General features: G+C 63.6%; 14 protein-coding genes and 1 other RNA gene. 5 read left to right on the top strand and 10 right to left on the bottom strand.

Translation table 11 applies throughout. From position 1 onward, the window contains the following. Positions 1 to 3: 3 nt before the first annotated feature. From CMV30_RS15495 to CMV30_RS15460, 8 genes are all read right to left on the bottom strand, one after another. Positions 4 to 345, bottom strand: coding sequence for a hypothetical protein (locus CMV30_RS15495; RefSeq protein ID WP_096056875.1), 342 nt, complete (start codon positions 343 to 345; stop codon positions 4 to 6). Between the two features lie 54 nt (positions 346 to 399). Then, positions 400 to 581, bottom strand: a non-coding RNA gene (gene ssrS, locus CMV30_RS15490) — 6S RNA. 86 nt (positions 582 to 667) lie between these two features. Next, entirely contained in the window at positions 668 to 2,038 is a 1,371-nt protein-coding gene (locus tag CMV30_RS15485) for a GH1 family beta-glucosidase (protein ID WP_096056874.1), read from the bottom strand. 73 nt (positions 2,039 to 2,111) lie between these two features. Then, the gene (locus CMV30_RS15480) at positions 2,112 to 3,464 is read right to left on the bottom strand and encodes an acetylxylan esterase (protein WP_096056873.1); all 1,353 of its coding nucleotides are present in this window, start codon (positions 3,462 to 3,464) and stop codon (positions 2,112 to 2,114) included. A 192-nt stretch (positions 3,465 to 3,656) separates the two neighbouring features. Further along, positions 3,657 to 6,356 carry a PAS domain-containing hybrid sensor histidine kinase/response regulator gene (locus CMV30_RS15475; RefSeq protein WP_138223325.1) on the bottom strand — a complete coding sequence of 900 codons (2,700 nt, stop codon included), beginning with the start codon at positions 6,354 to 6,356 and terminating at the stop codon, positions 3,657 to 3,659. A gap of 165 nt (positions 6,357 to 6,521) precedes the next feature. Beyond that, positions 6,522 to 7,592, bottom strand: coding sequence for a ferrochelatase (hemH, locus tag CMV30_RS15470; protein WP_096056871.1), 1,071 nt, complete (start codon positions 7,590 to 7,592; stop codon positions 6,522 to 6,524). A gap of 187 nt (positions 7,593 to 7,779) precedes the next feature. After that, entirely contained in the window at positions 7,780 to 8,004 is a 225-nt protein-coding gene (locus CMV30_RS15465) for a hexameric tyrosine-coordinated heme protein (protein WP_096056870.1), read from the bottom strand. A 91-nt stretch (positions 8,005 to 8,095) separates the two neighbouring features. Continuing rightward, on the bottom strand, positions 8,096 to 9,616 hold the full coding sequence (locus CMV30_RS15460) for a catalase (protein WP_096056869.1): 1,521 nt from the start codon (positions 9,614 to 9,616) through the stop codon (positions 8,096 to 8,098). Positions 9,617 to 9,691: 75 nt separating this feature from the next. On the opposite strand from CMV30_RS15460, the gene CMV30_RS15455 reads away from it, so the two are divergent. Next, the gene (locus CMV30_RS15455) at positions 9,692 to 10,585 is read left to right on the top strand and encodes a LysR family transcriptional regulator (RefSeq protein WP_096056868.1); all 894 of its coding nucleotides are present in this window, start codon (positions 9,692 to 9,694) and stop codon (positions 10,583 to 10,585) included. A 141-nt stretch (positions 10,586 to 10,726) separates the two neighbouring features. Further along, positions 10,727 to 12,319 carry a 2,3-bisphosphoglycerate-independent phosphoglycerate mutase gene (gene gpmI / locus CMV30_RS15450; RefSeq protein ID WP_096057804.1) on the top strand — a complete coding sequence of 531 codons (1,593 nt, stop codon included), beginning with the start codon at positions 10,727 to 10,729 and terminating at the stop codon, positions 12,317 to 12,319. Positions 12,320 to 12,415: 96 nt separating this feature from the next. On the opposite strand, the gene CMV30_RS15445 is transcribed toward gpmI, so the two are convergent. Further along, complete coding sequence (locus CMV30_RS15445) at positions 12,416 to 13,588, bottom strand: glycosyltransferase family 61 protein (protein WP_096056867.1); 1,173 nt, start codon at positions 13,586 to 13,588, stop codon at positions 12,416 to 12,418. 163 nt (positions 13,589 to 13,751) lie between these two features. On the opposite strand from CMV30_RS15445, the gene CMV30_RS15440 reads away from it, so the two are divergent. Continuing rightward, on the top strand, positions 13,752 to 14,894 hold the full coding sequence (locus tag CMV30_RS15440; protein WP_096056866.1) for a glycosyltransferase: 1,143 nt from the start codon (positions 13,752 to 13,754) through the stop codon (positions 14,892 to 14,894). 25 nt (positions 14,895 to 14,919) lie between these two features. Here the strand turns inward: CMV30_RS15440 and CMV30_RS15435 are convergent, their stop codons facing one another. Beyond that, the gene (locus tag CMV30_RS15435) at positions 14,920 to 15,474 is read right to left on the bottom strand and encodes a D-sedoheptulose-7-phosphate isomerase (protein WP_096056865.1); all 555 of its coding nucleotides are present in this window, start codon (positions 15,472 to 15,474) and stop codon (positions 14,920 to 14,922) included. A gap of 146 nt (positions 15,475 to 15,620) precedes the next feature. Here CMV30_RS15435 and CMV30_RS15430 point away from each other — a divergent pair, with 146 nt between their 5' ends. Together CMV30_RS15430 and recF are read left to right on the top strand one after the other, a co-directional pair. After that, positions 15,621 to 16,769 carry a cysteine desulfurase family protein gene (locus CMV30_RS15430; RefSeq protein WP_096056864.1) on the top strand — a complete coding sequence of 383 codons (1,149 nt, stop codon included), beginning with the start codon at positions 15,621 to 15,623 and terminating at the stop codon, positions 16,767 to 16,769. Further along, positions 16,769 to 17,842, top strand: a complete 1,074-nt coding sequence (recF, locus tag CMV30_RS15425; protein WP_096056863.1) for a DNA replication/repair protein RecF — start codon at positions 16,769 to 16,771, stop codon at positions 17,840 to 17,842. The genes CMV30_RS15430 and recF overlap by 1 nt, the downstream gene beginning before the upstream one ends. Positions 17,843 to 17,894: the final 52 nt, after the last annotated feature.

Raw genomic sequence — 17,894 nt, 5'->3', positions numbered from 1 at the left:
CGATCAAAACGGTTTCGCGTAAACCATGTACACCGCGACGGCGACCAGCGCGATCGCGACCGAGGCAAACACCTTGGCCTTTTCGCGGCGGCGGTAGCCGATGCCCGCCAGCGCGGAGAGGCCGAGCCAGCACACCATCTTCACGATCATCCAGCCGCTGAAGTGATTGGCGTACACTTTCGAAATGAGCCCAAACCCGCTCACCAGCATCACGAGACTCGCGATGCCCGTGATCATCAGGATTTTTTTGCGGGTCTCCGCCGGCGCGGCAAACGCGTAAAACGTGTAGCCGGTCAGGACCAGCAACGAGAAGACGTGGAGGATGTAATAAACGGTGGGACTCATGAAGCGGTGCGGATGATGGAAACCGTCTGGGAAAGACGGTCGAAAAGAAAAAGTTGATCCTCCGCCTGTGCCGTGCGCCCAAAGGCTCTAGTCCTTTTTAGGTTAAGGTGGGCGCCTCCCCCGCAGCGTCTGCTTTCCGATTTACGGCCTAGCATCTTCCACGGCGGGCTCAGCTCCCGTAATAAATCTAAGGCAAAGAGCAGTTATTGAAAGCACCTCGAACACTGCAGAGGATCAAGCGGAAGACGGTAGGTCGCGCCCCGCCTCCGTCAAATGCGAAGACAGGGTTTCTATCCGCCTGAGCCGGACGCTCCGAAAGCGCTCAAATCGCCCCGAGCCCGGCGCCGTTGGTGCGTATCACGTCGCGATACCAAGCAAACGAATCCTTCGGCGTACGCTTCTGCGTCTGGTAGTCCACGTGGACTAGACCGAAGCGGTCCTTGTAACCTTCCATCCACTCGAAGTTGTCGAGGATCGACCAATAAAAATACCCGTCCACCGGCACGCCGTCATCGATGGCTTTCTTAATTCCACCCAGATAACGCGCCATGAAATCGATGCGCTGCGGATCGTGGACCGCGCCGTCGAGATGCACGAAGTCCGTGTTGCAAAGGCCGTTCTCCGAAAACACCAGCGGCAGCCCGTAACGCTCCGTCTGAAACCGCGCCGCCCAGTAAGGCGCCATCGGTGCGATGTTGAGCCACGGCAGCGTGCCGCGCGCATTGCCGATGCCCCACCCGCCCGGAAGTTTTTCCGGCTTCCCCTTCGCGTCAGCGCGGACCTGCCAGCCCGAGTAACAATTGTACGCTAGGAAATCGACCTTCTGCGAAATCAGCTTCATGTCCGACGCCGTGATCGCGGGCAGATCTTTCTCGAAAGCCTTCAATCCATCGGCGGGATATTTCCCCGTCATGATCGGGTCCATCCACCACGCGAGATTCCACATGCCGCGCTCGGTGCTGGAAAAATAATCCGCCCGTGCCGCCTCGATATCGCGCTTCGCATCCGTCGCCGGGATGCGTTCGCGCCCGGTGTGCGCGATGGAAATTTTCACCTTGCCCGCGCAACCCGCCCGCAGCGCCTGCACGCCGCGCCCATGCGCCATTAGCAGGTGATGCGCACCTTTCAGGCACTCGCCAAACGACAGTTTCAATCCCGGCGCGAAAAGCCCTTCGTGATAACCCAGCCCCATGATCACCGGTGGCTCGTTAAACGTCATCCAGTGCTTCACGCGATCGCCGAGCTTCGCCGCGACGATCTCCGCGTAGTCGCCAAACCACTCGACGATGTCGCGATTCACGAATCCCCCGCGCTCCTGCAACGCCTGAGGCAGATCCCAGTGAAACAACGTCACCCAAGGCGTCACCCCCGCTTCGAGCAGGCCGTCGATCAGCTTGTCGTAGAACGCCAGGCCCTTGGCGTTCGGTTTGCCCGTGCCCAGTGGCTGGATGCGCGGCCATGCGACCGACATCCGGTACGCTTGTAGCCCAAGCTGCTTCATTAGCCCGACATCCTCGCGCCAGCGGTGATAGTGATCGCACGCGACGTCACCGTTGTGCCCCTCGAAGACTTTTCCCGGCTGGTGCGAGAACACGTCCCACACGGACGGCCCGCGGCCATCCTCGGCGGCGGCACCTTCGATTTGATAAGCGGCGGCGGCGGCGCCCCAGGTAAAGTTTTTCGGGAATGGCATGGCTGGAAAAATCAAAGACCGGTCGTGAAGAGCGAAATCTACGCCACGCGATTCAGTAGAGCGCGGCGTGGGATCATTTTGCGAGTCCGAGGAAGTTCACGACCCACGTGTTGATCGCCTCCCACTGCTCGGGCGTGTAATCGTGCGCGAGTTGCAGCGTGAGGCCGAGCGTCTTGGGCGCGGTGATGAGATTGTACGCGGCATAGATCGATGTCGGCGTGCAGACGTCGTCGTTGTAGCCCCAGTTGTAGAATCCCGGCACCTTCACCCGGCGCGCGAAGTTCACCGCATCGTAGTACCGCGTCGTCTCGATCTTCTCGGGCGTCGCCATCGCTGGCTTTTCTCCGCCCCAGGAACGGAACGGATGCGGCCACCCGCCCGCGCGTCCGTGCAACGGACCGGACACGTCGCAGAAAGCCGGATGCGTCACCGCGATCCCCGTCACGCGCGGATCGAGCGCGGCCGTCGCGATGCTGAGATAGCCCCCCTGGCTCGCGCCCATCACGAGGAGGTCTTTGCCATTCCACATCTCTCGCGAGGCGAGAAAATCGTTCGAGCGGATGCAGCTCAGATTCACGCGGTGATAATAGAAACGCTCGCGATCATCGAGGCCGTTGAACCAGTAGCCATTGAGCGCACTCGCGAGAAGCTGGTCGTACACTTCCTGACCGAGATTCACAGGGATGCCGTGAATGCCGATCTCGAGCACGATCGCCCCACGCGCCGCCAGATCCTTGTCGCCGGCATAAGGCCGCACACCCGCGCCCGGGACTTTGAGCACCGCTGGATATTTCCCTGGTTTCTTCGGCTCGCAGAGAATACCGTAAACGCGCGCGGGCGCGGTCCACGCTTCGCCGATCGTGCGGAAGCTGACGTGATAAACATTCACCGCGCCGCTGCTCTGCTCGGGCAGGAGCGTCATGCGCGCATCGAGCGGGATCTTCGAGAGTTCATCTTTCCCCTTCGCCCAAAACGCATCGAAATCCTCCGGCTCCGTCTGCGTCGGCTGGATTTTCTCCGGCGAAAACGCCGCCGTCGCCGCGCCTTTGTACGTCTTGCCTGCGATCTCTGTGGAAACGGAGCAGCGCAAAAATCCGGGCTGCTTCATCGTCCCCGCGTCGATCACCAGACCGTCCAGTGGCACGGCCGACGTTTGCGTCGGCACAGGCTGCAACTCGGGCCCGACCGTGTAACTCACCGTGACATTATCGACCGGCGTGTTGTCCGCCGTGACCGTGACGCGAAACTTCGCGGACTCGCCCGCGACGTAGGTCCAGTCGCGATGATCGGGTGCCACGCGAACCTGCACCGTGGCGATGCGCATCGCCGCCTGCTGCGGCACGGGAGCAATGGGAGTCGCGGAGTGAACGAGCACGGCGGTCGCCAGAGCGAAGCCGGTGGTGGCGAGAATGCGGGCAGTGGTCATAGGAGCAGGCGGGTACGGGGTAACAAAAGCAGGATCACGCCGGGTCGGGCGCGCGAAAATCAGCTGTCTGCGATGCTAACGACGAATCGCACGAGCCGACATGATTTTGGTTCCCGGCCTATTGAGACATATTACCCGCGTGCCGTGGGCTCGGGCGGCGAGATTCCCCTATCGCCTCCGCGCCAGCAGCGCTCAAGCCGTGGCCGAACGTGCCGCGAGCGCCTTCTTCAGCGACTTGCCCAGATCGGCCACGCGAAACGGCTTCGAGAGATAACCGCGAAACCCCTGCGCCAGAAGTTCGGCCGCCATCTCTTCGCTGTCATAGCCGGTGCAGGCGATCGCACAGAGGTCGGGATCGAGCGCGTGCAACTCGCGAAACGTTTCCTCGCCGCCCATGCCGCCGACGACGGTGAGATCCAGAATGATCGCATCGTACGGGCGCCCTATATTCAGATAACGTTTGTAGAGCGCGATGGCCTCCTCGCCGTTGCGCGCAGTGTCGTACTTGTAGTCGAGACTCCCGAGCATCCCCCCCGCGAGGCGGCAGATGTCCGCGTCGTCATCCATGAGCAAGATGCGGCCGGTGCCAAAACGCAGCGCCGGCGTGTGCCGCGTCTCCACGACCTCCACGGCCTTCGGAGCCTGCGGGAGGAGAATGATGAACTGCGTTCCTTCGTCCTGCGCCGAGTGGACGCGGACTTCGCCGCCATGGCGCAGCACGATGTTGCGGACGGTGGGCAGGCCGAGGCCGGTGCCATTTTTTTTCGTCGTGAAGAACGGCTCGAAGATCCGCTCCAGCACCTCGGCCGGGATGCCCGAGCCGTTGTCGCTCACGGAAAACTCGATGTACTCGCCGGCGGGAAGCGCCAGCTCCGCGTCCTCGATCATCGTGACCGCGCCTGCGCGCAGCAGGATGCGCCCGCCATGCAGCGGCAACGCCTGAAGCGCGTTGATGATCAGATTCTGAAAAACCTGGAGCATCTGCCCCCGATCAACCGACAACAATGGCAGCGTCTCCTCGGCCTCGATACGGATCTCCGCATTGGCTCCGGCGTGGGCCAGCCGCACAGCATCGCGCAAAATCTCCACCGGAGAGATCGTCTGCCGCGCTGACGACGCCGAGCCGCCTTTGGCGACCGCGAGCAGCTGCTTGGTCAGCGCCTTGGCCGCCATGCAAGCGCGCTCGCTATCGGGCAGGAACGTCGAGTCGTGATTGTCTTTCGCGTGCGAAATGCCGCCGAGAATCGTCGTGAGCAGGTTGTTGAAATCATGCGCCAGTCCGCCCGCAACGACGCCGAGCGTTTCGAGGCGGTTGGTTTTAAGCAGCTCTTCGGGCGTGAGCGTCATCTCCTCCGGATCTCGGAACACGAGAACCAGCCCTGCGATACCGCCTTCGGGCGTCCACACCTGTCGGATCGACCAGACAATAGGTCGCGCCGCATCCGCCGTCGTCGAGATCAGCGCATGATCGATGCACAGCGGCGGATGCACCGCTCCCGTGAGCGCCCCGTCGAGCGCGTCCGGCGCGGGCTGTCCATTCTCACGATTCACGAGGGCAAATACTTCGCTCACATGCCGCGAGCGCGCCGTCTCCAGCGGCTGGCCGGTGAGGCGCTGGGCGTTGGCATTCAGGTAAACCACTTTCCCTCGCTGGTCCGCGATGATCAGCCCTTCGCTGAGCGCATCGAGCGCGTCGCCGATCAGCGACGGCGGTATCGGGTTATCGGATAAGGCATCGAGGCTGCCCGGAAGCGCGCAACAAAAGCCGACCACGCGCAGCAACTCGCCCGTGCGCGAAAGCTGGCGGTGCGCGCTGATCAACGCCGGGACCGCCCGGCTATCCGCACCACGCAGGCGCACGACGTCGGCGTACGCGTCTTTGCCGGGGGCCGGATTCAGGAAAAATGCCTTCGCGCCACGCGATGCTTCGGCGGGTGGCAACGCCGCGAGAAACGACGCCAGCCCATCCTCCCCATCTGTTCCAAATCCGCCCGCCAGTTGCCGCCACGCAGGCGAGAACCAGTGCCGGTGCGTCGTGAAGTCCAGGTCGAATGCGGCCATGCAGCCACCATCCGTCAGACGGTGAAAACGATCCTCGTTCGCATAGGTCTGATCCTCGTGCTCCTTGCGCTCCGAAATGTCGATCTGGAGCCCCGTCACGCGCTCCAGCCTTCCCGACAGGCCGAAAACCTGCGCGCCCAGGCAGTTCACCCACACGTAGTGGCCGCGCCGATGCTTCATGCGCACCTCGACGGAAAAACTGCGGATGCCATCGGCACGTCGGTTCGCCACCCGATCCGGCGCTGCGGCGGAATCTTCCGGATGCAACAGCCGCAGCCAGCTGTCGTACGTGTTGACCAGCTCCGTGTCCGTGTAGCCGAGCAGACGCTTCCATGCGGGCGAATAATAAATCTGGCCCGCCTTGAAATTGAGATCGAAAAACCCCACCGAACCCTGGTCCGCGAGCAGAGCGAGCCCTGAATCCACCAGCATGGGCGGGATCGCTTCGCGGCGCCGCCCCGGATCATCGACCCACGCGAAATAACCGCCCGCCTCGCCACGGTTCTCCTCCACGCGAACAACCACATCGCACGACGACGAGTCGGCCAGCCGCGCGGCACACGTGATCGCCCGGTTCAGCGCCGTCGCTAAAAACAACTCCCATTGCAGCGAATGCCTCGCCGCGTCCGGCGCATTGCCCACCTCGAAGCGAAACAGATCCACGAACGCCCGGCCCGCCAGTTGAGCAGCCTCCGCCTGCCAGAAATTTTCCGCGCCCGCGCTCGCACTCACGATCACTCCCGACGCATCGAGCGTGAACAAAGCCGGGCTTTGCAGGTGCCTGCTCGGCTCAGCTGACCGCGTCGGCGGAGTGGTGAAAAGTTCGCTCACGGCGGGCACCACGCTGCATCCACCCGCACGTGTGGGCAAACCCGGTTGATCCACCCGGTCCCGAGACCTGAGGGCGAGCCGTGGTTGACTCCCGCTTTTCGACTTTGGTTATTCATTTTCCGCGCGCTAATAAGTATCAGAACGACACCGTGAGGCGGAAAAAGTTCAAGCGTCTAAAAACGCCTTCGCGCGCGTCGCCTCGGGTGTTTCCCCTACGAGCCAGCGCTGCACCCGCCCATGCACGAAATCGATGTACGGAGCCTGATCGTTCAAACACGGGATCTGCTGAAACACCGCTCCGCCTGCACCCATGAAAATCTCTTTTCCCTCACCCGAAATTTCTTCGATCGTCTCCAGGCAGTCCGACACGAACGCCGGACACAGAATTAACAGGTTTTTCTTCCCCGCCTCCTTCGGCAGGCGCACCAGCTCGAAGTCCGTGTAGGGCGTGAGCCAGGGCTCGCCGGCCAGGCGCGATTGAAACGACACCGAGTATTTATCCTCAGCGATGCCCGCCCGCTTCACCAGAGCCCGCGTGGTCGCCAGCACCTGCGCGCGATAACACGTGGCATGAGCCGTCGAACACGTCGCGCAGCAATCCTTGACCGTCAGACAATGCGCCTTCGACGAATCCGCTTTGCGCAAATGCCGCTCCGGGATGCCGTGATAACTAAAAAGCACGTGATCGTGTGCCTGTGCGAAGTACGGCTGCGACACTTCGTAGAGCGCCTCGATGTAATCCTTGTCCGCGTAAAACGGCTGCACCGTCGTGATCGTCAGCTTCGGCGCGAGCTTCGCCGCCTCTTCGAAGACTTTCACCACCACCGTCTCCCACGACGACATCGCGTAGTGCGGGTATTGCGGAAACAACAGGATCTCCTCGATGCCGTCCGCCGCGATCTGCGCGATAACCGACGCGACCGACGGGTTGCCGTACCGCATAGCCAGATACACCGGCGTGTCGTCGCCAAGCTTCGCAGCCAGCTTTTTCTGCACCGACTTCGACGTGATGATCAGCGGCGACCCCTCGGGCCGCCAGATCTCCGAATAGGCGTGCGCCGACTTCTTCGGACGTGTGCGCAGGATGATGCCTTCGAGCAGCAGCCAGCGCGCGGCGGCTGGAAGATCGAGCACACGTTCGTCGCCGAGAAACTCGCGCAGATAACGGCGCACATCGGGGACCGACGTGGAGTCAGGCGAACCAAGGTTGACGAGGAGGACGGCGCGTTTGGGCATCGCGTGGGAGTTGGCTTAAATCGCCCGGTGCTGTCAAACGCCTGCGCCGGGCCAGTTGTCAGGCTCAACCGCCAAACATCAGCCACAGCGCTGAGCCCGCGCGTAATTCGTCAGACGTGAGCGCTGGATTAGCTGTCGTGGCATGTGCTGTGTTCATGACTAATAACAGAGGGAAACGCGGTCGCTCTCAGCGCCGCCAGTGTCCATTCGCCGCCGACACTGTGGCGAATAACTGCGCCGCCAGTTCAGTGACGTGCGGTGCCGACGACGCGCGCAGATGCGCCGCCATATCGACGAGCGTGGGCGTCTCGGGATTTTGCGCGAGCTGGCGCTCTGCGAGACGGCGCGCGAGTTGCAGACCCGCTTCAGGCGAATCGGCGTGGAGGGAGTGGATCGATGACGAGTGGCTCATAAAATGAAGGGAATAAAATCAGAGTTTGGGTGTAAAAACTGACCAGTTGGAGGGCCCTGCTCCGTCTGCGCCGGTTCAGCTCGTTGAAAAATCAACCGCGTGCCGCGTGTCCCGCCGCTTTCGCCAAAAACTCGCCGATGTCCAGGCCCAGCGCCTTCGCGACGCCCATTCCGTAGGCAGGATCGGCGCGGAAAAAATGGCAGACCGCGCGCAACTGGATCTCGCGCGGCACGCCCGTCATGTGACGACCGATGTTTTCCACCAGCCGCTGCTTCGCGTCCGGCGCAAGCAGGCGGAATAGATTTCCCGGCTGCGTGTAGTCGTCGTTGCCCTCGCGATGATTGTAGCGATCCGCCGCGCCTTCGAGCGGCAGCGGAGGTTCCGCGAACGCCGGACACTCCTTGGGCCCGCCGAAAGAGTTCGGCTCATAGTTCGGCGACACATCCTTGCTGAAATCCACACGCATCGCTCCATCGCGTTGGTAGTTGAAAACCGGGCACCGCGGAGCGTTGACCGCCAGTTGCTGGTAATTCGCCCCGATCCGGTAGCGGTGTGCGTCCGCGTAGGAAAATATGCGCGACTGCAGCACCTTGTCCGGCGAGTGCCCGACACCGGGAACCACATTCGCCGGTGAGAAAGCCGCCTGCTCCACCTCGGCGTGGTAGTTCTGCGGATTACGGTTCAGCTCGAGTATCCCCACGTCGATCAGCGGAAACTCGCCATGCGGCCATACCTTCGTCAGGTCGAACGGATTGAAACGAAACGCCTTCGCCTGCGCGTCCGTCATGATCTGCACGCAGAAACGCCAGCGCGGGAAATTACCGTCCGCGATCGCATGAAACAAATCCGCCTGCGACGATTCTCGATTGTTGCCGACCACGTCCGCCGCCTCCGCATCCGTGAAGTGCGCGTGCCCCTGGAGCGACTTGAAGTGAAGCTTCACCCAGTACCGCTCGCCGATCGCGTTCACAAAAGAGTACGTGTGCGAGCCATAGCCATTCATCTGCCGCAGATTTTGCGGGATGCCTCGGTCGCTCATGAGAATCGTCACCTGGTGCAGCGACTCCGGCGACAACGACCAGAAATCCCACGCCGCCACATTGCTCCTCAGGTTCGTTTGCGGATCACGCTTCTGCGTGTGGATAAAATCCGGAAACTTCAGCGGATCGCGGATGAAAAACACCGGCGTGTTATTCCCCACGATGTCCCAGTTGCCCTCCTCCGTATAGAAACGCAGTGCGAAGCCACGCACGTCACGCTCCGCGTCCGCCGCACCGCGCTCCCCCGCGACTGTGGAGAAACGCAGGAACGCCTCGCTGGTGTTCCCGATCTTGGAAAAGATCTTCGCCTTCGAGTACTTCGTGATGTCGTGCGTGATCGTCAGTTTGCCGTAAGCCGCCGAACCCTTCGCGTGAACCACGCGCTCCGGGATGCGCTCGCGGTTAAAATGAGCGAGCTTCTCCAGCAGATGAAAATCTTGCAGCAGCACCGGTCCGCGCGGGCCCGCCGTCAGTGAGTTCTGATTATCCGCAACCGGGATGCCCGAGGCGGTGGTCAGCACGGGAGCCGACGAGAAGGATTGCAGAGAAACAGGAGTAGAGACGTTCGACATGGCCACCGAGACTACCAGCCCCGTTAATAGGTTTGAAATATAACGTTCCTATGCCGGTCATAGTCCACGGCTATCATGGAAATCCACCAGCTCCGCTACTTCCTCGCCGTCGCCCAGACGAAAAATTTCTCCCGCGCCGCCGAACGCTGCCACGTCGCCCAGCCTTCGCTCAGCCAGCAGATCATGAAGCTGGAAGACGAACTCGGCGAAAAACTCTTCGAGCGAAACAAACGCGAGTTCGCCATCACGCCCGCCGGCGAGCTTTTCCTCCACCACGCCGAGCGCGTCATCGACGAACTCGAAGCCGCCCGCGAAAAAATGCGCGACGTCCGCGGTCTCGTCCGCGGCAAAGTCGAGCTCGGCGCGCTGCCCACCGTCGCGCCCTACCTGCTCCCCGCCCTGCTCAAAGCCTTTGGCGCGCGCCACCCCGGCATCGAGGTATCCATCCACGAAGACACCACCGCCAACCTCGGCCGTGCCATCGACAGCAAGGATCTCGATCTCGCCATCATCAGCGCCCCCGCTGAAGGCCGCCGTGTCATCAGCCGCGAACTGTTCATCGAACCTCTCTGGCTCGCCCTCCCCTCTGAACACCCGCTCACGCGCAAACGCACGCTTTCCGCTGCCGATCTGGAAAAGGAGCCCTTCATCGTCATGCAGGAGAGCCACTGCCTCGGCGGTCAGGCCCTCCAGTTCTGCCAGTCCCGCGGCTTCGCGCCCAACGTGAGTTTCCGCAGCGCCCAGATCGAAACCGTCCACGCCTTCGTCGCCGCCGGTCTCGGCATCTCCCTCGTGCCCGCCATGGCACTACGCGCCGACGGCTTCGACGGCGTGACCTACCGAACCCTCAAGGAAAAGCCCGTCCGCCAGATCGCCCTCATCCACCACAACACCCGCCCGCTCAGCCGCGCCGCCAAAGCCTTCGCCGAATTCCTCCCCGCCCACCTCAAATCCCCCGCGCGCCGCTGATTAACCCGATCAGCCAATGCACATTCTCCGGAATTTTAATGCGCGTTATCACCCGCCGCACTCCCTCACCTCCCGCCCCAGTTGAGTTTTGCCTTTTGCCTCCGCCCCGCCGTCTTCATGCGTGAACATCCGACTTTCACCATGAGCACTCCGCGCAAACCCGTTCTTCTCATCATCCGCGACGGCTGGGGCAAAAACCCCCACGCCGACCAAAACGCCTTCAACGCCGTCCACCTCGCGAAGAAAGCCGCCGACGACAAACTCCACGCCGCTTACCCGCACGCGCTCGTCTCCGCCAGCGGCCTCGATGTCGGCCTACCCGACGGCCAGATGGGCAACTCCGAAGTCGGTCACGAAAACATCGGCGCCGGCCGCATCGTCGATCAAGAGCTCGTCCGCCTGAACAAACTCTTCTCCGAAAAACGCCTCGCACAGAACCCCGTCTGGAAAACCGCCGTCGCCCGCGTGAAAGCGAAACCCGGTGCCAAACTCCACGTCATGGGCATCGCCTCCGACGGCGGCGTTCACGGCATGTTGGAGCACCTCTACGGCATTCTGCGCCAGGCGAAGGAAGACGGCCTCACGCCCGCACAGGTGTTCATCCACAGCTTCACCGACGGCCGCGACACCGCCCCCACCGGCGGTCTCGAATACATCCGCCAGATCGAAGCCGAAGCCGCAAAAATCGGCCTCGGCAAAATCGCCACCGTCTGCGGCCGCTTCTGGGCCATGGACCGCGACAACCGCTGGGAACGCGTACAAAAAGCCTACGACATGCTCGCCGGCCGCAGCTCCGTCGCCACCGCCACCAGCGCCACCGCCGCCGTCCAGTCCTATTACGACAAGCCGCTCAGCGAGACGCAAAAGGGCGACGAGTTTGTGCCCGCCACCTGGATACTCGGTGCCGACGGCAAACCGCTCGCCACCTTCGCCAACGGCGACGCCGTCCTCTTCTACAACTATCGCGGCGACCGCCCCCGCGAGATCACCAAGGCTTTCGTCATCGACGGGTTCAAAGACTTCGATCGCGGCCCCAAGCTCGATCTCTACTACGCCACGATGACCGAGTACGAAGCCGGTCTCCCGGTTAACGTTATCTCGCCCAAGCCCGAGTCCCTCAAAAACATCCTCGGCGCTGTCGTCGCCGACGCCGGCATCCCGCAGTTCCGCTGCGCCGAGACCGAGAAGAACCCGCACGTCACCTTCTTCTTTAACAACTACCGTGGCACACCCTTCCCCGGCGAAGACCGCGCCTGCCCCTCAAGTCCGAAGGTCGCCACCTACGACCTTCAGCCCGAGATGTCCGCCGCCGAGGTCACCAGCCTCTCCAAAGCCGCCATCCTCTCCGGCAAGTACGGCCTCGTCGTCGTCAACTTCGCCAATCCCGACATGGTCGGCCACACCGGCTCTCTCCCCGCCACCATCAAAGCCGTCGAAGCCACCGACGCCGGCGTCGGCGAACTCCTCGCCGCTGTCTCCCAAATGGGCGGCCGCGCCGTCGTCTGCGCCGACCACGGTAACGCCGAGCAGATGTGGGACCCCGTCGCCAACGGTCCCCACACCGCGCATACGCTCAACCTCGTCGAAGTCTTCGTCATCGGCGAAGGCTACTCCGTGGGAAAAACCAAGATGCGCTCCGGCGGCCGCCTCGCCGACATCGCCCCCACCGTCCTCGACCTCATGGGCCTCCCCAAACCCGCCGAGATGACCGGCCAGAGCCTGATCGCTAGTTAACCCGCGCGCTTCCTCCGTTCAGCATATCCAAATCAAAACCCCGCGCATCCAAGCGCGGGGTTTTTCATGCCCACTTGTTCTGCTACCGCCCGCCCGTCACCCGCGTAACACGTCCGCCACATACGCCGCCGCACCCGCCGCATCCACCGACATATTCGCCTGCCGCGGATCACCACTCTCCGCCCCCGCCACCACCCGCCCGCGCACCGCGCCATAGCGCAGCCCCAGCCGCTGTGCGATCTGCCAGTACAGCCCCAGCGTGTAGCGTGGATAATGAATTTCCACCACCAGCGCACCCCTCCGGCAAAACACGAGATTCGATAACGCCGCGCCATGTGGCGCCACCACGACCTCGGCCTCCGCGAACAACGCCGCCTGCTCCGCCACACTCTTCGACCCAAGAATCACCCGGGCAAAACCCAGCGGCTCCAGCTTCGCAAACAACTCATCCTCGTTCACAATCACCCGGCTCGTCGCGTCCGCCCGGCTCACGAAAATCCTCCGCCCCGCCTTCCCCGCGCCCGCCGCGATCTCCGCCGCATAAAATTTTCTCAGCGCAGCGATCGTCGCGTCATACGCGAACATCCGCAGATCGCTCACCGCCACTAGCTCCTCGCATTCGATATGTGGATGCGCCCCCGTGTCCACGATTCTCGCCGCATCGATCCCGGCCATCGCCAGCGTTTCCCGGTGAAACGGCTTCCGCGCGCCCGACACCAGCACGTGATCGAAATCCTCCGCCCGCCACCCCGCCGCCCGCGCCAGCTCCACCCGCGGCAGCGCCTCCATCAACCAGTGAAAATAATTCTGCGAGTGCGTCCGCACATCCAGCAGCAGCGACCGCCCGCTTAACCTCAGCGGCTTCTTCAAACGCACTTCTTCAAACGCGTAGTTCCCCCCTCGCGCGCCATCTTCCCATCCTTGCGAGAAATCGTGCAAGATGCGGTCCCTCGCATCGATCACCGCAAACGTCGGCTGAAAATAGCGCACATTGCGAAAATGCCCGATCCGCAGCGCCTTGATCTCCGGGCACAGCGTCCGATGCAGCTCCGTCAGCAACTCCGGCTCGATCCACGCCCAGTCGGCCGACACCGGTGCGGGCGGATGCGCATGGCCCCCCTCCAGCTCGCGCACAGCCACGATGCCCGCCTTCGCGTCGCTCACCGGCGCATCCATCACCCCGGCCTTCGGCGGCCCGATCAACCGTGAACTCCAGGGCCCCCACCCAAGCAGGCGGGAAAGCGGTCGTTTAAGTCGGCGTGAAATCATGGCTCAGGTTGTCGGCGCTCATGACAGCCCGCACCCGCTTTGAAAAGCGAGCGCTATCAGGTCCGCAAAATGCTGGCATGTATCCGCGTTTAAGTAACACCAATCATTCCTCTGGCAGGAACCGCCCGCATTTTTCATACACCATCCCATTCTTCCGGCAGCCATGCGCGCACTCATCTATCATCTTCCCTTGGGAGAAATGGACGGCACCTCCGTCGTGCTTCGTCGCATTTACGCGCAAGAGGCCGCACACGTGCGCCAGCTTTATTTTCGTACCGGGCGCTTTCCCGTCCCACCCACCTTTCCCGTCGAGTACGCCAGAGGTGACTCGAACTGGCCTTGGGCAAGAGGTGCCCGCTTCGTGCAACGTGGCTGGCGAAAAGTCGTTCTCCCCGGCCTCCTGCGCCGTTCTCCCTGGATCGCCCAGACTCAAAAAGCCGTCGCTGAAAACACCATCACCAGCCTCCACGTAGTCGTTTACGACGAGCCCACCGCCGAATTCGCCCGCCGAGCACTCGACACCGGCAACCTCAAACGCTTCACGCTCCACCTCATGGACCTGCTCCTCGACAACGATGAGCTCAGTCCATCCGCCACTCCGCACTTGTGCTGGCTGCTCAGCCGCGCCCAGTCCCTCGTTGTCGTGAGCAACCGGTTACACGACCTCATCCGTCCTTTTACCACCGCCGACACGCTCATCTGGCCCATCCCCGCAGGCTTCAGTCCGCTCGACCGCCAGCCTCCCGCCGACAACCCCGCTCCTTGGCAGGTGCTGATTAGCGGCGCCATGTACGCCGGCAAAACCGGTTTTCTCGAACACATCTTTCTGCCCGCCTGGAAACAATTCCAGCAAACCCACCCGCACACCGAGCTCGTTTACATGGGCAAAGACCTCGACGGCATCCCGCCCTCCGTGCGCGCCTGCCTCCGCCCGCTCGGCGTCGTTCCTCAAGAGAAACTCGTCGAGACGCTCCGCGCCGCATCCGTTGCCCTGCTCCCCGTCCTCCACGAAGCCTCCACACCCTGGCGCTACTCCGTGCCCGCGCGCATTTCCGATTACCTCGCCGCCGGCCTCCCCGTCATCGCCCCGCACACAGAAGGCACCGCCACGCACGACTTCCTCCTTCAAGTCGGCAGCCCCGCCGCCTCCCTCGTCGCCCAACAAGAAGACGTGCTCGCCACGCTCACCCGCCTCCACGACGCCCCCGGCCACTGGCTCACTGCCTCCCACGCCGCCACCGCCTTTGCCCGTCAGCACCTCGACCTGGAAAAACTCCGCGCGCAGCTCTTTGCCTTCATGGCCTGATGCCGCCTCTCTCCGGCCCGACTCCTCAATTCTCCGCGTCGATCTTGTCGCAGAAATGATGGATCAAAAACAAATGCGCCTCCTGCGCCGCCCGCCCTGACTCACCGGGTACGATCACATCCACCGTCGCCATCCCCTTCGCCTTCCCGCCGCTCCGCCCCAGCAGCGCCACACTCTTCAGCCCCATCGCCTGCGCCGCCTTGAGCGCCGCCAGGATGTTCGCCGAGTTCCCGCTCGTGCTGATCACGATCACCAGATCCCCCGCGACGCCCAGCCCTTCCACCTGCCGCGAAAAAGCCGACTCCCACCCATAGTCATTGCAGATGCACGAGATCAACGTCCCGTCCGCGGTCAGCGAAATCGCCGGCAACGATTTCCTGTTCTTAAAATACCGTCCCACCAGCTCCGTGGAAAAATGCTGCGCCTCCGCCGCGCTCCCGCCGTTCCCGCAGATCAGCAGCTTCCCGCCCGCCTTCAACGTCGCCGAGATCAACTCGTTCGCCTGCTCGATCTCCACGCTGATCGTCGTCAGCGATTGCAACACACTCACCGTCGCGGCCAGGGATTTTTCAAGACTCATGGATGAGCCCTGTTGAATAGAACCTCCGCCCCAACGCGAAGCGAAAATTCCGCACGATTCACACTCGGCGGCATCTCCGATTTTCCTCCTTCACTGATCACTGGTCATTGGTCACTGGTCATTCACGCGCGTCTGCCGCGCGTGCGATGCCTTACTTCGACCACAACGCCACCGCCCCCCTCGCGCCCATCGCGCGCGAGACCTGGCTGCGCCTCTCCGACGAAGCCTGGCACAACCCCTCCAGCCCCACCCGCGACGGCGCCCGTGCCCGCCTCCGCCTCGACGCCGCCCGCGAACGCACCGCCGAGTTCCTCGGCTGCCCCCCCGCCCGCCTCCTCTTCAACTCCGGCGCCACCGAAGGCGCCCACACCGTATTCGATCACTGGGCACGCACCCTCCCGCCCGCCGCCCGCATCGCCCTCAACCCCACCGAACACCCCGCCGTCCTCGAAGCCGCCCGCCGCCACTTCCCCGACCGCATCGACTTCCTCCCCCTCACCCCCGCCGGCCTCATCCGCCTCGACGCCCTCGCCACGCTTTTCTCTTCCGACACACCTCCCTCCGCCCTCGCCGTCATGGCCGCCAATAACGAAACCGGCGTCCTCCAGCCCTGGCGCGAGATCGCCGCACTCTGCGCCGCCCGACACATTCCATTCCTCTGCGACGCCACTCAATGGCTCGGCAAACTCCCCGCCTCCGGCCTCGGCGCCACCGGCTGGCTCATCGCCTCGGCTCATAAATTCGGCGGACCCAAAGCCACCGGCCTCCTCGTCTTCCCCGACCAATCCGAGTCCTTCTCCGCCCAGTCCGGCGGCTCCCAAGAAAACGCCCACCGCGCCGGCACCGAGGACGTCCCCTCCATCTGCGCCCTCGCCGCTGCCCTCGCCGACGCCGAACAAACCAAAGTCTTCCTCGAAGAATCCCGCCTCCATCTCCGCAACCACTTCGAACGCGCCATCGTCTCCGCCATCACCGGCTCCCGTATCCTCTGCCCGGATGCCGACCGACTCTGGAACACCATCTCGCTCCTCCTCCCCCACGTCGAAAACGCCCGCTGGGTCGCCAAGCTCGATAAACGCGGCTTCCAAGTCTCCACCGGCTCCGCCTGCGCCACCGGTAAAGCAGGCCCGTCCCACGTCCTCACCGCCCTCGGCCTCTCCATCGACGAGTCCCGCCGCGTCATCCGCATCAGCTCCGGCTGGGACACCACCGAGTCCGACTGGCACGCCCTCCTCGCCGCCCTCACCGAAGTCGCCACCGAACTCATCCCCCCCGCCAACGTGGTGAAACCCTGATGCGCCTGCGCCGCCTCACCCTCCAGCATTTCCGCAACGTCGCCTTCGCCGACCTCGCGCTCACCGGCGACCGCCACTTCTTCGTCGGCTCCAACGCCCAGGGAAAAACCAACCTCCTCGAAGCCGCCGGCTTTCTCTTCGCCCTTCGCTCCTTCCGCACCGCCGACAACCGCGCCCTCATCGCCCACGGCCAGCCCGAAGCCGCCATCGCCTGCGAGCTCACTCACGAGCGCCGCGGCGACACCCGCGTCCTCATCAAACTCCGTCCCGGCGGCAAGGAAGTCACCTGCGACGGCGAACGCGTCCCCCGCCTCGCCGATTACCTCGGCCACTTCCCCGCCGTCGTTTTCTCCTCTCAAGATCAACTCCTCGTCCGCGGCTCCCCCGGCGCCCGCCGCCGCTGGCTCGACCTCGCCCTCGCCGCGACCGACGCCACTTACTTCTCCACCCTTCAAGCCTACCACCGCGCCCTCGCCGGCCGTAACGCCCTCCTCAAACGCACCGCCTCCGCCTCCGAACTCCTCGCCTTCGAACACCCCCTCGCCACCGCCGCCGCCTCGCTCACCAGCCTCCGCGCCGCCGGTATCGCCACCCTCAGCACCCACGTCGCCGAAACCTACAACCGCCTCGCCGACTCCGCCGAACCCGCCGCCCTCACCTACTCGCCCGACACCGCTCCCCTCGACGCCCCCGCCTGGTCCGCCCTCTTCGCGAAGAATCGCCCCCGCGACCTCGTCATGAAGACCACCCTCGCCGGCCCCCACCGCGACGACTGCGAACTCACCGTATCCGGGAAACCGGCACGCGACTTCGCCTCCGAAGGCCAGCAACGCTCCCTCGCCCTCGCCCTCCGCCTCGCCGAGGTCGAGTACCTCGCCACCCGCACCGGCGTGCAACCGCTCCTCCTCGCCGACGACGTCCTCGGCGAACTCGACCCCGCCCGCCGCCGCCGCTTCTGGACCGCCCTCGGCGAAAATCGCCAGGTCATCGCCACCGGCACCACCCTCCCCGACGCCAGCCTCGGCACCTGGCAAATCTTCAACGTCACCACCGGCTCCTTCGCTCCCTCCTAGAACCACAGCCCGTCCCGCCTCCCCCGATTGAGCGTTAAAAGTTAAGCGTTCC

Source organism: Nibricoccus aquaticus, assembly GCF_002310495.1.
GTDB lineage: Bacteria > Verrucomicrobiota > Verrucomicrobiia > Opitutales > Opitutaceae > Nibricoccus > Nibricoccus aquaticus.
The sequence above is the reverse complement of the archived record's forward strand: the minus strand, read 5'-3'. Positions and strand labels throughout refer to the sequence as shown.

Excerpts from the sequence above, each read along its gene's own strand:
- CMV30_RS15460 (WP_096056869.1), bottom strand. The coding sequence starts at position 9,616 with ATGTCGAACGTCTCTACTCCTGTTTCTCTGCAATCCTTCTCGTCGGCT.
- CMV30_RS15430 (WP_096056864.1), top strand. The coding sequence starts at position 15,621 with ATGCCTTACTTCGACCACAACGCCACCGCCCCCCTCGCGCCCATCGCG.
- recF (WP_096056863.1), top strand. The coding sequence starts at position 16,769 with ATGCGCCTGCGCCGCCTCACCCTCCAGCATTTCCGCAACGTCGCCTTC.
- hemH (WP_096056871.1), bottom strand. The coding sequence starts at position 7,592 with ATGCCCAAACGCGCCGTCCTCCTCGTCAACCTTGGTTCGCCTGACTCC.
- gpmI (WP_096057804.1), top strand. The coding sequence starts at position 10,727 with ATGAGCACTCCGCGCAAACCCGTTCTTCTCATCATCCGCGACGGCTGG.
- CMV30_RS15455 (WP_096056868.1), top strand. The coding sequence starts at position 9,692 with ATGGAAATCCACCAGCTCCGCTACTTCCTCGCCGTCGCCCAGACGAAA.
- CMV30_RS15435 (WP_096056865.1), bottom strand. The coding sequence starts at position 15,474 with ATGAGTCTTGAAAAATCCCTGGCCGCGACGGTGAGTGTGTTGCAATCG.
- CMV30_RS15440 (WP_096056866.1), top strand. The coding sequence starts at position 13,752 with ATGCGCGCACTCATCTATCATCTTCCCTTGGGAGAAATGGACGGCACC.
- CMV30_RS15445 (WP_096056867.1), bottom strand. The coding sequence starts at position 13,588 with ATGATTTCACGCCGACTTAAACGACCGCTTTCCCGCCTGCTTGGGTGG.
- CMV30_RS15485 (WP_096056874.1), bottom strand. The coding sequence starts at position 2,038 with ATGCCATTCCCGAAAAACTTTACCTGGGGCGCCGCCGCCGCCGCTTAT.
- CMV30_RS15465 (WP_096056870.1), bottom strand. The coding sequence starts at position 8,004 with ATGAGCCACTCGTCATCGATCCACTCCCTCCACGCCGATTCGCCTGAA.
- CMV30_RS15495 (WP_096056875.1), bottom strand. The coding sequence starts at position 345 with ATGAGTCCCACCGTTTATTACATCCTCCACGTCTTCTCGTTGCTGGTC.
- CMV30_RS15480 (WP_096056873.1), bottom strand. The coding sequence starts at position 3,464 with ATGACCACTGCCCGCATTCTCGCCACCACCGGCTTCGCTCTGGCGACC.